Source organism: Curtobacterium sp. VKM Ac-2865, from assembly GCF_015350905.1.
In the GTDB taxonomy this organism is placed as follows: Bacteria; Actinomycetota; Actinomycetes; order Actinomycetales; family Microbacteriaceae; genus Curtobacterium.
Map to the genome: position 1 here is coordinate 112321 of NZ_JADKRZ010000003.1, position 12983 is coordinate 125303.

The 12983-nt window shown below is 72.0% G+C and carries 13 protein-coding genes; 9 read left to right on the forward strand and 4 right to left on the reverse strand.

Features of this window, described 5'->3' with window-relative positions; translation table 11 throughout:
• Positions 1 to 47: 47 nt before the first annotated feature.
• Positions 48 to 1490: a PLP-dependent aminotransferase family protein gene (locus ITJ54_RS09375; protein WP_194627644.1), complete on the reverse strand. Its 1443-nt coding sequence runs from the start codon at positions 1488 to 1490 to the stop codon at positions 48 to 50.
• Positions 1491 to 1551: 61 nt separating this feature from the next.
• Between ITJ54_RS09375 and ITJ54_RS09380 the strand changes: the two genes are divergently transcribed.
• The 7 genes from ITJ54_RS09380 (at position 1552) to ITJ54_RS09410 (ending at position 7941) form a co-directional block, all read left to right on the forward strand.
• Complete coding sequence (locus tag ITJ54_RS09380; RefSeq protein ID WP_228509052.1) at positions 1552 to 2226, forward strand: YczE/YyaS/YitT family protein; 675 nt, start codon at positions 1552 to 1554, stop codon at positions 2224 to 2226.
• Between the two features lie 110 nt (positions 2227 to 2336).
• Positions 2337 to 3239 carry a DUF4097 family beta strand repeat-containing protein gene (locus tag ITJ54_RS09385; RefSeq protein WP_194627646.1) on the forward strand — a complete coding sequence of 301 codons (903 nt, stop codon included), beginning with the start codon at positions 2337 to 2339 and terminating at the stop codon, positions 3237 to 3239.
• Positions 3236 to 3808, forward strand: a complete 573-nt coding sequence (locus ITJ54_RS09390; protein WP_194627648.1) for a PadR family transcriptional regulator — start codon at positions 3236 to 3238, stop codon at positions 3806 to 3808. Before ITJ54_RS09385 ends, ITJ54_RS09390 begins: the two co-directional genes overlap by 4 nt.
• A 139-nt stretch (positions 3809 to 3947) precedes the next feature.
• Positions 3948 to 6161 carry an APC family permease gene (locus ITJ54_RS09395; protein WP_194627650.1) on the forward strand — a complete coding sequence of 738 codons (2214 nt, stop codon included), beginning with the start codon at positions 3948 to 3950 and terminating at the stop codon, positions 6159 to 6161.
• A gap of 30 nt (positions 6162 to 6191) precedes the next feature.
• Positions 6192 to 6968 carry a hypothetical protein gene (locus ITJ54_RS09400; protein ID WP_194627652.1) on the forward strand — a complete coding sequence of 259 codons (777 nt, stop codon included), beginning with the start codon at positions 6192 to 6194 and terminating at the stop codon, positions 6966 to 6968.
• Between the two features lie 56 nt (positions 6969 to 7024).
• Positions 7025 to 7336 carry a DUF3072 domain-containing protein gene (locus ITJ54_RS09405; RefSeq protein ID WP_194627654.1) on the forward strand — a complete coding sequence of 104 codons (312 nt, stop codon included), beginning with the start codon at positions 7025 to 7027 and terminating at the stop codon, positions 7334 to 7336.
• Positions 7337 to 7500: 164 nt separating this feature from the next.
• Positions 7501 to 7941, forward strand: coding sequence for a DoxX family protein (locus tag ITJ54_RS09410; protein ID WP_194627656.1), 441 nt, complete (start codon positions 7501 to 7503; stop codon positions 7939 to 7941).
• A gap of 190 nt (positions 7942 to 8131) precedes the next feature.
• Here the strand turns inward: ITJ54_RS09410 and ITJ54_RS09415 are convergent, their stop codons facing one another.
• Entirely contained in the window at positions 8132 to 9244 is a 1113-nt protein-coding gene (locus ITJ54_RS09415) for an NAD(P)-binding domain-containing protein (RefSeq protein WP_194627658.1), read from the reverse strand.
• Positions 9245 to 9406: 162 nt separating this feature from the next.
• On the opposite strand from ITJ54_RS09415, the gene ITJ54_RS09420 reads away from it, so the two are divergent.
• On the forward strand, positions 9407 to 9625 hold the full coding sequence (locus ITJ54_RS09420) for a DUF3073 domain-containing protein (RefSeq protein WP_194627660.1): 219 nt from the start codon (positions 9407 to 9409) through the stop codon (positions 9623 to 9625).
• 204 nt (positions 9626 to 9829) lie between these two features.
• On the opposite strand, the gene purM is transcribed toward ITJ54_RS09420, so the two are convergent.
• Positions 9830 to 10924, reverse strand: coding sequence for a phosphoribosylformylglycinamidine cyclo-ligase (gene purM, locus ITJ54_RS09425; RefSeq protein WP_194627662.1), 1095 nt, complete (start codon positions 10922 to 10924; stop codon positions 9830 to 9832).
• 71 nt (positions 10925 to 10995) lie between these two features.
• Here purM and purF point away from each other — a divergent pair, with 71 nt between their 5' ends.
• Positions 10996 to 12453: an amidophosphoribosyltransferase gene (purF, locus tag ITJ54_RS09430; RefSeq protein ID WP_194627664.1), complete on the forward strand. Its 1458-nt coding sequence runs from the start codon at positions 10996 to 10998 to the stop codon at positions 12451 to 12453.
• A 103-nt stretch (positions 12454 to 12556) separates the two neighbouring features.
• On the opposite strand, the gene ITJ54_RS09435 is transcribed toward purF, so the two are convergent.
• Positions 12557 to 12952 (reverse strand): hypothetical protein, encoded by a 396-nt coding sequence (locus tag ITJ54_RS09435; RefSeq protein ID WP_194627666.1) that lies wholly within the window; start codon positions 12950 to 12952, stop codon positions 12557 to 12559.
• Positions 12953 to 12983: the final 31 nt, after the last annotated feature.

Below are 12983 nucleotides of genomic sequence, written 5' to 3' on the forward strand. Positions count from 1 at the left end.
CACCAGGGAGCCAGCCGGGTCCACCGACAGGATGATCCCGCCCCGCCTCACACCACCGCGGCCAGCGACCCCCGCGCCCCTGCCGACGCCCGGCCGACCCGTCCCCACGCCCGCTCGAGCACGTCGACCATGCGCACCCGGTCGGCCGGCGGCATCGTGAAGGGCACCCGGAGGAACCGCTCGAAGCCGCCGTCCGGCCCGAACACCCCGCCGGACGCCAGCACGACGCCCTCGGCCCGTGCGGCGAGCACCAGCGCGCTGGACACCGGTCGGCCGAGCCCCACCCACGTCGTCAACCCGCCCGCCGGCGACGGGACGTCCCACTCCGGCAGCCGCGTGCGCAACGCGTCCACGACCTCGTCGCGACCCTGCCGCAGGGACGTGCGCCGAGCCTCCAGGACGGCGTCGGTCCGGGGGACCAGCTCGCGCGCGACCAGCTGGTCGAGCACCGGCGTGCCGAGGTCACCGGTCGGGCGTGCGAGCAGCAGGCGCTGCAGCAGCGCCGGTCGCGCGCGGATCCAACCGATCCGCAGCCCGCCCCAGAAGACCTTGGCGGCGGACCCGATCATCACGACGTCCTCGCTCAGCGTGGCCAGGGGCACGGCGGCCGGTCCGTCGATCCGCAGCTCCCCCATCGTCTCGTCGGCGATCACGGTCGTCCCCACGGAGGCGGCGACGTCGACCAGCAGCGCGCGGGCCTCGGCCGACATGGTCGCGCCGGTCGGGTTGTGCAGCTCCGGCATCACGTACGCGACCGCCGGGGTCGATCGCCGCAGGGCCGTCTCCAGCACCGCGGTGTCCCACCCACCGCGGGCGTCGACGGGCACGCCGACGAGTCGGCCGCCGGCCTCGCGGAAGGCCTCGTGCGCGTGCGGGTACGTCGGCGACTCCACGAGCACGGCATCCCCCCGTCGGACGAGGACCCGCGCCAGGAGGGCGATCGCGTGCTGGGCGCCGACGGTCACGATCACCTGGTCGGAGGATGTCGGCAGCCCTCGATCGGTGTACCGCGATGCGATGGCCTCGCGCAGGCCGGGGTCGCCCACCGTGTCGTACCCGATCCCGGCGAGCGCCGCCGGGACGTGCCGCATCGCGCGCTCGACGGCGTCCGCCACCCCGGGCGCGGCGTGCATGGCCGCCTTCCGGAGGTCGAGCACGTCCCCGGCGACGACGCCGCCGAGCCGTTCGGGGTCCGGCCGTCCTGCCAGGTCCGCCGGCAGCCGCACGACACTGCCGGACCCGCGGAGGGAGACCAGGAAGCCGTCCTCGCGCAGGCGGGCGTACGCGTTCGCGACGGTCGTCCGTGAGACGCCGAGCGCCTCGGCCAGCCCGCGTTCCGCCGGCAGACGGGCCCCGAGCGGCACCCGGCCGTCGATGACGAGGACCCGGATGGCATCGGCCAGCGCCGCGTAGGCCGTGGCGTCGGAGTCGGTGCGCCACTCGCTGAGCAGCAGGGCGGCCGAGCGGGCGCTGAGGAGGACCGGGGTCATGGGGACCACGCTAGTCAGATTGGCTCTCGACGGGCAGTCCAATCCGCGGGAGCATCGGACCATGTCCCGCCCAACCGCCCTCACCCTCCGGTCCGTCCAGCTGCTCGTCGGGCTGTTCCTCTACGGCGCCTCGACCGCCCTGCAGGTCCGCGCAGTCGTCGGCGTCTCGTCGTGGACCGTCCTGACGGAGGGGCTCGAGCACGTGGTGCCGTGGTCGTTCGGGCTCATCACCGTCGTGTCGAGTGGCGTCATCCTGCTGCTCTGGATCCCGCTCCGCCAGAAGCCCGGTGTCGGGACGCTGCTGAACGCCCTGCTGATCGGTCCCTCCGCCGACCTGGTCCTGTGGCTCGTGCCGTCACCGGACGGTCTGGTCGCACGGATCGGGCTCTTCGTCGCCGGCCTGGTCCTGCTGGCCGTCGCGACCGCGTTCTACATCGGCGCCGGCTTCGGCACGGGCGCGCGCGACGGACTGATGGTCGGACTGCACCAGCGGCTCGGCTGGCCGATCTGGCTCGCCCGCACCCTGATCGAGGTCGCCGTGGTCATCGTCGGCTGGTTCCTCGGCGGGGACGTCGGCGCCGGCACCGTGATCGCCGCGTTCGCCATCGGCCCGATGGTCCAGCCCATGATGCCGCTCTTCCGCCGCTTCCCGTGGAGCCCCGAGCGGTCGGGTCACCTCCCACCCGGCCGGGAGGCCCGCCCCGCCCCCGCCACGGAGCCCACGCCCGCCCCGTGATCGCCGGGCGTCCGCGCGGCCGGGAAGCCGCGCGCGGCCCTTGTCGCGTCCAGACTCGCGATGTATCGTGACTTCCACAACGCGATACATCGCGAGTTCGAGGAGGCAACATGGCACAGGAGAAGTGGCTCGTCGAGGAGCCCAAGGTCATCGACACCGGCATCGTCCGGTCCGTGCGCGTCGGACTCGTGGGCGGGCAGGTCGACGTCGTCGCGCACGACGAGCCCACCGCACGCGTCGAGGTGCACAGCGTGTCGGGCAAGCCGCTCAAGATCGAGCTCGACGGCGACACGCTCACCGTCGACCACCCGCAGATCCGCTGGGACGACCCGATCGGGTTCCTGCGGTCCTTCCGCGGCTCTGCCCGTGCGGACGTCAGCATCCTGGTGCCCCGCGACGCCGGCGTCACCCTCGGGGTCGTCTCCGCTGGCGCACTGCTCTCCGGCACGAACCGCGGCGCGACGCTGAACACCGTGTCCGGCGACCTCGTCGTCGACGGCGTCGCGGGCGACGTCACCGTGAACGCGGTCAACGGCTCCACCACGATCCACGACCTCGACGGCGCCCTCACGGTGCACACCGTCTCCGGTGACGTCGTCGCGACGGGTGAGATCCCGCGGTTCTCGGCAGACGGCGTCTCCGCCGACGTCGTGCTCGACCTGCGCGGCACCCCCGACGCCGCCAAGGTGAACACGGTGTCCGGCTCGGTGAGCGTCCGGCTCGAGGACGGTGTCCCCTTCCGCTGCACCGTCAGCACGGCGACCGGCAAGCTGCAGTTCGACGATGCGGAGATCAACGGCGTCCGCGGCTCCTACGTCAAGCAGGGCGGCGAGCTCTCCGGGCAGTGGCTCGACCTCAAGGTGAACTCGGTCTCCGGCGACATCGCGGTGCTGCACGCCCCGCCGGCTGCCCCCACGGCTCCCCCGACGACGGCGTACACCGCCCCCGAGACGCCGACCACCGGCACGACCGGCACGCACGGCACGACTGACGAGACCGAGGCGCCCGCATGAGCCCCGTCTTCGCCCACGGTCAGCTGCGCCTGTACCTGCTCGTCCTGCTCGCCGACCACCCGATGCACGGGTACGAGGTCATCCAGGCCCTCGGCGAGCGCTTCGGCGGCACCTACGTCCCGAGCGCTGGCACGGTCTACCCGCGCCTGGCCAAGCTCGAGGACGAGGGCCTGGTCTCGAAGACCGTCGACGGCCGCAAGACCGTCTACGCGATCACCGAGGCCGGCCGCGCCGAGCTCACCGCCCGCGCCGACGAGATCGCCGACGTCGAGTCCGGCGTGAACGACTCCGTCCGGTCGCTGGCCGACGGGGTCCGAGCCTCGGTCGGGGACGCCATGCGCTCGCTCCGCGCCGACCTCGCCGCGTCCGCACAGGGCGCCAGCACCGAGGAACCGACCTCCGTCCCCTCGGAGAGCGCCCGGGTGCTCCGCGAGCTCGAGATGGCCCTGTCGTCGTTCCGGCAGCAGGTCCGCGCCGACCTGCGCCGCCGTGCCACCCGCGGCACGCTCGGCGCCGACACGGTGACGCGTCTGCGCGACGGCCTGGAGGCCCTGCGCCGGTCGCTCTGACCGCTCGCGCCGGCGGGGCGGGGGCAACCACGGCCTCCCATCCGCTGGCGCAGTCGGCCCACCGCACCAGCGCGTGGACCGGACCTCCGCCTGCCTGTCCGTCCGCACAGTGTTGACTCGCGCGCGGATGTGAGTAGGTTTGCCGCTCGTGACGAACGAGATCCGGTCGCTGAAGTCGCGGCTGATCGGGGATCCGCTCCCCTCCGAGAAGCTCGAGGGACAGCTGCTCCCGAAGCACCTCGCGCTCCCCATCTTCGCGAGCGACCCCCTCTCCTCGGTGGCGTACGCCCCGCAGGAGCTGCTGATGATCCTGCTGCTCGGCGGGATGGCGTTCCTGACCTTCGCCCCGTGGGTCGCCGCGCTCGTCGTGCTGCTGCTCGTCGTCGTGGTCGCGTCCTACCGCCAGCTCATCAAGGCGTACCCGTCCGGCGGCGGCGACTACGAGGTCGCGCACCGGAACCTCGGCGAGAAGGCCGGGCTCGTCGTGGCCAGTGCCCTGCTCGTCGACTACGTGATGACGGTGGCGGTGTCGGTGGCCTCGGGCGTGGACAACATCATCTCCGCGCTGCCGATGCTCAACCCGTTCCGCGTCGAGCTCGCGCTGGCCTTCGTCGTGCTGCTGGCGGCCGCGAACCTGCGGGGTGTGCGGGAGTCGAGCAAGGCCTTCGCCGTCCCGACGTACCTGTTCGTGGCGAGTGTCTTCGTGATGGTCGTCACCGGCCTGGTCCGCGTCGCCGCCGGGCACGCTCCCGTCGCCGAGTCGGCCGGGTACACGGTGCAGAACGTCGAGCACACCACGCAGGCGGCGTTCATCCTGCTGCTCCTCCGCGCGTTCGCGTCCGGCTGCTCCGCGCTGACCGGCGTCGAGGCGATCGCGAACGGCGTGCAGGCCTTCCGCCGACCCAAGGTGCGGAACGCCCAGGCGACCCTGGTGGCCATGGGCGGCATCGCGATCGTCCTGTTCGTCGGACTCATCACGCTCGCGCTCGTGTCCCGCGTGCACTACGCCGAACAGGCCTGCGACCTGGTCGGCTTCGCGAACTGCGCGACGACGCCGCAGCGCTCCCTCATCGCCCAGATCGCGGCGGCCACGTTCGGGGACAACTCCGTGCTGTTCTTCGTGATCCAGGCAACGACGGCCGCAGTGCTGCTCCTCGCGGCGAACACGGCGTTCAACGGGTTCCCGCTGCTCGGCTCGATCCTGGCGCGCGACTCCTACGCGCCCAAGGCCCTGTCGACGCGGGGCGACCGGCTCATCTACTCGAACGGCGTCATCGTGCTGGCGCTCGTCGCGGCCGCGCTGCTCGTGGTCTACCGGGCGAACGTCACGAGCCTCATCCAGCTGTACATCATCGGCGTCTTCGTGTCGTTCACGCTCGGCCAGACGGGCATGGTCGTGCACTGGACGCGGCTGCTCCGCGCCGACCGGGACGGCACCGCGTCCGAGCCCGTGCACCGCGGGCAGGTCGTGCGCTCCCGGACGATCAACGCGATCGGCGCGACGTTCACCCTGGTCGTCCTGGTCATCGTCACGATCACGAAGTTCACGCACGGCGCCTGGCTGGTGTTCCTCATCATGCCGGTGCTCTACGTGCTGATGCTCGGTGTGAACCGGTACTACCGCGACGTCAAGCACGAGGTCGAGGCGGACGTCGAGACGCAGTTCGGCGCGACCGGCGACCACGCGATCGTCCTGGTGAACAAGCTGCAGAAGCCGGTGCTCAAGGCGCTCGACTACGCCATCGCCGCCAAGCACGCCGGACTCGAGGCCGTGCACGTGGCCATCGACGACGCCGACGCCGCGCACCTCCGGCAGCAGTGGGCCGAGCACGGCATCGAGGTCCCGCTGACGATCGTGCCGAGCCCGTACCGCGACATCTCGATGCCGCTCATCTCCTACATCAAGGCGCACCGGGCAGCCCACGGGTCCGAGGTCGTCACGGTCTACACGCCGATCTTCATCGTCGGACACTGGTGGGAGGGCCTGCTCCACAACCACCGTGGCCGTCGGATCCGGCGGAAGCTCCTGCTCGTGCACGGGGTGACCGTCGCGCTCGTGCCGTGGCTCCTCGACTCGTCCGAGCTGCTCTACGGCCGTCGCTCCCGCCCGTTCCCCGGGCAGGACCGCCGTGGTGAGCCCGTCCGACCCCCGCTCCGCCGGTCACCGAACGGTGTCTTCCGCAGTGAAGAGGAGGACCGCATCCTCCGATCGGCCCAGCGGAACAGCCTGCAGTCGCGTCGTGCGACCCGACCGGCCGGCCCCGCCGAGGGCGTCGACCCGGCCCTCTGCACCGGCGAGATCCGTGCCCTGGTGGCGGCGTCCGCGGCGCGCAGGCCGACGTCCTCGGAGTGAGCCGAGCCTCCCGGAATACGATGTGACCCCATGACCAACGCTCCCGAACTGCGCACCTGGGCGACGTTCGACGGCCACGGCGGCAAGGTGTCGAAACGCGTCGAGGTCCTCGACCACCGCGACGACCGGTACGACGGCCTCGTCGCCGTCCGCGGCGAACACCCGCTCGGCGCGCTCGACGAACGCGCCGTCGACGACGACGCCGAACTGGCCCGCGGCGTCGCGAGCATCGGCTGGGTCGACCCGGCCACCCTCCGCGACTGGTACCGGCCCGACCGGGTCGTCGTGCCGCTCGTCGAGGCCCGCCGCTCCGGCCTGGAGCCCGGTGTCTACGCCGACACCCGCGGACGCGGTCGCGTCCGGATCGACGGCCAGGAGGCCCACCTCGGCCCCGACGGTCGGCCCGCCTTCCGCGCGCTGGCCGCGTCCGGCGTCGTGGACGCGCCGCTCCCGAAGGACCAGGTTGTCCGGCTGGTCACGGTGACCGCCGACGCCACGACACCGACCGGGGCCGCCGGTGTGGAGATCGTCACGACGCCGATCAGCCCGCTGCTGGCGCCCGGCACCTACCCCGGGTTCGCGGACGATGTGCCCGGCCTGCCGCCGCGCACATCCTCCGGTCGGGTGGAAGTCCGTGCGGCGGTGCTGCTCGAGGGGTCGCTGCACCCGGTGGAGCGGCTCGACGAGCCCGGCAACACGCTCTGGGTCACGCGGGACGGGCGCTCGGTGCCGCTCGCCGCGAACGAGGTCGGGCCGGACCTCGTGCGGTACACGAGCGTGCCGGTGGACGAGTCCGGCGCTGCGTAGCGTCTTCCGGCCCGCGGGTCGGCTGGTGTCAGTGGGTGCGGCGTAGCGTCCGTGCCATGACCGATGCAACCTCCTCCCCGTCCCCCTCCGAGTCGCCGACCGACGGCGAGACCCTCGGCGGGGCCCGTCCGGACCCGTCCACCACCGCGAGCAAGGACCCGGAGCAGTGGGTCACCGGCGACGAGCCCATGACCGGCCCGCAGCGCAGCTACCTCGACACCCTGGCTCGTGAGGCCGGCGAGGAGCTCTCCGCCGACCTGACCAAGGCCGAGGCGTCCGAGCACATCGACCGCCTGCAGCACCAGACCGGCCGCGGCACGCCCGACGGCGAGGCCTCGGACTCCGGCACCATCGGCGCCACGTCCTGACACGACGCTGATCCCGTCGCCCGGTGCGACGTCGGCCACCCCGTGCGAGCTGTTGTGCTCGCACGGGGTGGCCGTTCCCGTTGGCCTGGGCATCCCCTGGTGATGTCAGCAGAGAACCCCCGACATGTTGGATGCGTGACACGTCACCTCGTACGGTCGTGGCCATGCGAACGACATCGACATCCATCGGCCTGACCGTCCTGCGCGTCGTCCTCGGGGTGGTCTTCATCGCCCACGGAGCCCAGAAGGTCGGGCAGGGCATCCCCGCCGTCGCCTCGGGCTTCTCCGGCATGGGCGTCCCGTTCGCCGAGGTCGCCGCCCCGCTCGTCGCCGGGCTGGAGCTCGTCGGCGGCGCGTTCCTGGTGCTCGGGGTCGCGACGCGGGTCGTCGCGGCGCTGCTCGCGGTCGACATGGTCGCGGCGGGGGTGCTGGCGCACAGCGAGGCCGGGTTCTTCGCGCAGTCGGGCGGCTTCGAGTTCGTGCTCGTGCTGGCCGCCGGGTCGCTCGCGGTCGCGCTGACCGGGCCCGGGCGGTTTTCCCTCGACGCGGTCGTGCTGCGTGCACGTCGTCGCCGTCGTGGCGTCGAGGAGCCGCTGGCCGCGTAGGTCGGCGCTGCGCGCGGGGTGCGCGCGGCCGGCGGCCGGCGGGCGCGGGGGCGGCTCGGTGCGAGGTTGCGCACCCCGTGCGGGGCCGTCGGCGCGCACGGGGTGTGCGACCTCGCACGGGCCGGAGGACCTCGCACGGTGCGAGTTCAGGCCGGGTCGCACGGGCCGGAGGACCTCGCACGGTGCGAGGTCAGGACGGGTCGAGCGCGGCCATCACCTGGCGGGCGATCCGTCGACCGGCTCGGTTCGCCCCGATGGTCGACGCCTGCGGGCCGTACCCGGCGAGGAACAGCCGGGGCTCGTCCTCCGAACGCCCGTCCGACACGACCACGCCGCCCTTCGCCGTCCGCAGGTGCAGGGGCGCCAGGTGCCGTAGGTCGGCCCGGAAGCCCGTGGCCCAGATGACCGCGTCGGCGTGCACGTGCTCGCCGTCAGCGGTCACCACGCCGTCCTCGTCGAACCGCTGGAACATCGGCTCGTCACGGAGCACCCCGCGATCCAGGCCCGCCCGGATGCGCCGCGACACCGGGGTCCCGGTCCCGCTGACGATGCTCGGCAGGACCTCGCCGGCACGCGCTGCCCGGTCCTGTTCCTCGACCGCGGCCACCGCGGACTCGACGTCGAGCGCGGACCCGTCGGACCACACCGTCGGACGCCGGGTGAACCACCGCGTGGACCGGGCGACACCGTCGAGCTCGAGCAGGAAGCCGATCGCGCTCGTGCCGCCACCGACCACCAGGACGTCCTGCCCGGCGAACGCCGCCGCGGACCGGTACTCGGTGGTGTCGACCTGCCGCCCGCCGAACACGTCGCGGCCCGGGTACCAGGGGACGAACGGGGTGCCCCAGGTACCCGACGCGTTCACGACGACGTCCGCCAGGATCCGCGCGACCCGCCCGTCCGCGCCCCGCGTCGTCACACACAGTCCGGAACCCGCGCGGTCGACGCTCGTCACCTGCACCGGACGCCGCACCCGGAGGTCGTGGTGCTGCTCGAAGCGGCGGTAGTACTCGCCGACGACGTCACGAGCGGGACGCGCCCGGTCGGCGTCGTCGAACCGCAGCCCCATCTCGTGCATCCCGGGCAGGTCGTGCACGCGGTGCGCGGCACCGAGCCGGAGGGCCTCCCAGCGGAACTGCCACGCGCCGCCCGTGCCCGGAGCCCGGTCGAGGACGACCATGTCCGTCCCGGGCACCAGCCCGAGTCGTTGCAGGTGCCAGGCGACCGACAGACCGGCCTGTCCGGCACCGATCACCACCACCCGGGCGTGCTGGTCGTCGAGGGTCGGTGTCGGGTCCGTCATCACTTCCGATTCTGCTGGATGCTCAAGGCCCGTGGGGCAGGTCCAGATAGGGCTACATGGTAGAGTGATCGGCAGATTTCCAACCACGAACCGTTCGGATTCACCGGGTGACACTCGCCTCCCGACAGACCGGACACGAGCCGACACACGAGGGGGTCACGCATGGGGCGCGGCCGTCAGAAGGCAAAGCACACCAAGGTCGCTCGGGAGCTGAAGTACTTCAGCCCTGAGACCAACTACGGTGCACTCGAACGCGAACTGTCCACTGGGCAGAACGACGGCGAGGACTACGAGGACCGCTGGGCTGACCAGTACGGCCCGGAGCCCCTCGACGAAGGTGACGAGCTCGAGACCCAGCAGGACCAGAACAAGTCCGCCTGAGTCCGGCTCGACGACGCCGCGCGCCCCATGGGCAGCGCGGCGTTTCCGTGTGCGCGGGCACCGCTGCGGCGCCGACGCGCGGGTTTCGTCGACGCTGAACGACATCATCGAAGTCGTACGACCTCGACGATGTCGTTCCGGGTCGGGCAGCGCCGCGGACGGTGTCGTTCCGAGTCGGGCAGCGCAAGGAGGCGCGCACGCGCCTCAGCCCGCGTACGCCCCCGTCAAGCGCACGGCCCCGCCGTCGACGCCCTTGGCGCCCTGCTCGAAGCCGTCGAGCTCGCGTGGGGACATCGACACCGCGCCGACCGACCACGACGCCATCCCGGCAGCACCGAGCGACGCGATGACCTCGTCCGCCTGGGCCGCCGCGACGACGGCGAACATGCCGATGCCGAGGTTCCAGGTGCCCTCGGTGTCCTCGATCGGGGTGCCGGCCATGTCGGCGAGCACCCGGAAGACGGGCAGGGGCTCCCACGTGGCGCGGTCGACCTCGACCCACGAGCCGACGGGCAGCACGCGCGCCAGGTTTGCCGCGATGCCGCCACCGGTCACGTGCGAGAGCGAGTGCACGGCACCGGGGAAGGCGTCGAGCAGCGTCAGGAGCGGCGTCGTGTAGAGCCGCGTCGGCTCGAGCAGGGCTTCGCCGACCAGCCCGCCGAACTCGGGCAGCGAGTCCGTGTACCCGACGCCACGCTGCCCCAGGACGTGCCGCACGAGCGAGAAGCCGTTCGAGTGCAGGCCGGAGGAAGCGATGGCCACGACGACGTCGCCATCCTGCACGAGGTGTGCGCCGAGCTGGGACGAGGCCTCGACCGCGCCGACCGCCGCACCGGCGACGTCGTAGTCGTCCGGCCCGAGGAGCCCGGGGTGCTCGGCCGTCTCGCCACCGACCAGGGCCGTGCCGGTGTCGGCGCACCCACGGGCGATGCCGGCGACGATGTCCGCGATGCGCGCCGGGACGACCCGGCCGCAGGCGATGTAGTCCGTCATGAACATCGGCTTCGCACCGACCACGACGATGTCGTCGACGACCATGCCGACGAGGTCCTGGCCGATGGTGTCGTGCTTGTCGATCGCCTGCGCGATGGCGACCTTCGTGCCGACGCCGTCCGTGGAGGTGGCGAGCAACGGCCGTGAGAAGTCCTTCAGGAACGACACGTCGTAGAGCCCGGCGAACCCGCCGACCCCGCCGAGCACGGACGCGTTGTGGGTCGCCGAGACGGCGGACTTCATGAGCTCGACGGCCAGGTCACCGGCAGCGGTGTCGACGCCGGCCTCGGCGTAGGGGTTGGGCATACGTCGTCCTCCGCGGGGCATGGCAGACTTGTTCGGTACCACCCGATCCTACGGTCTGGAGCACTCCGCGCATGTGCGGCATCGTCGGCCTCGTCAATCAGGGGCCAGCAAACCAATCCATCTACGACGCACTGCTCCTGCTGCAACACCGGGGACAGGACTCGACGGGCATCGCCACGGTCGAGGGGCACATCCACCACATGCACAAGACCCGCGGGCACGTCCGCGAGGCCTTCCGCACGCGGGACATGCGGGCGCTGCTCGGCACGATGGGCCTCGGCCACGTGCGCTACGCCACCAAGGGCACCGCGAGCAACGAGGAAGAAGCCCAGCCGTTCTACGTGAACGCGCCGTACGGCATCGTCCTCGTGCACAACGGCAACCTGACGAACACGCGGGAGCTGACGCGCGAGCTGTTCGACATCGACCGTCGACACCTCAACACCAGCTCCGACACCGAACTGCTGGTCAACGTCCTGGCGCACGAACTGCAGGGCCAGGTCCGCGGCCGCGAGCTCGACGCCGGGCAGGTGTTCGACGCCGTCGAGCGCGTGCACGAGCGCGTCGAGGGCTCCTACGCCGCGATCGCCACGATCGCGGGCCACGGGCTGCTGGCCTTCCGCGACCCGTTCGGCATCCGCCCCCTCATCCTCGGGCACCGCTTCAGCGACTCCGGTGGCTCCGAGTGGGTCGTCACGTCCGAGTCGCTCGTCCTCGAGTCCGGCGGGTACGAGATCGTCCGCGACGTCGCCCCGGGCGAGGCCGTCTTCATCGAGATGGACGGCACGATGCACGCGCGCCAGTGCGCGAAGAACCCGCGCCTGGTGCCCTGCTCGTTCGAGTACGTCTACCTGGCCCGTCCGGACTCCGTCATGAACGGCATCTCCGTGTACGACGCCCGCCTGCGCCTCGGCAACCGCCTGGCTGACACGATCGCGCAGTACGCGCCCACCGGGGACATCGACGTCGTCATGCCGATCCCGGACTCCTCACGGCCCGCGGCGATGCAGGTCGCGCAGAAGCTCGGCATCGAGTACCGCGAGGGCTTCTACAAGAACCGCTACGTCGGCCGGACGTTCATCATGCCCGGGCAGGCGGAGCGCAAGCGTTCGGTGCGTCAGAAGCTCAACGCGATGTCGTCCGAGTTCAAGGGCAAGAACATCCTCATCGTCGACGACTCGATCGTGCGCGGCACGACGAGCAAGGAGATCGTGGAGATGGCCAGGGCCGCCGGTGCGAACGAGGTCACCTTCACCTCCGCCGCTCCCCCGGTGCGGTTCCCGCACGTCTACGGCATCAACATGCCGACGCGGCAGGAGCTCATCGCGCACGACCGGAAGATCCCGGAGATCAACCGCGTGCTCGGCAGCGACCACCTGATCTTCCAGGAGATCGGCGACATGCGGGACGCCATCATCGAGGGCTCCGACGTCACCGACCTCGAGATGAGCTGCTTCACCGGTGAGTACGTCACCGGCACGGTGAGCCCCGAGTACCTGTCCTGGGTCGAGGCCAACCAGCTCAGCTGAGCGCGGTCCTGGTCGCGACCAGGACGACGGACGGGAGGCTCCCCACCAGCTGGTGGGGAGCCTCCCGTCCGTCCATGGCCGGCCACGACGTGACCGGGAGCGGTCAGCGCGGCTGGTCGCCGTGGTCGTCGATCTCGCCCTCGACCGTCTCGGGGGGCAGGTCGACGGCGATGCGCTCCGCCGTGAGGCGGGCTGCGCGGCGGGCCAGCACGCGGTCCAGGACCACGGCGACGACGGCGCCGACGGCCATGCCGATGGTGACGCCCCACAGACCGAAGTAGCCGACCAGGCCGCTGAAGCCGACGGTCTCGGTCTTGTCGCCACGGTCGATGTTCATCGTCGCGGCGATCACGATGACGGTGACGAGGAAGCCGAGCAGGGCCCCGCCGACGATGAAGACACCGAACTTGGGCGCGCGCCGGATGGTGACCTCGTCCGAGGTCGAAGCGGTGTCGGGTGCGGGCGCGGCAGCGTCGTCAGGGTGGTCGGTGGTGCTCACGACCCCATTGTCCCCCACCTTGGGACGTGCC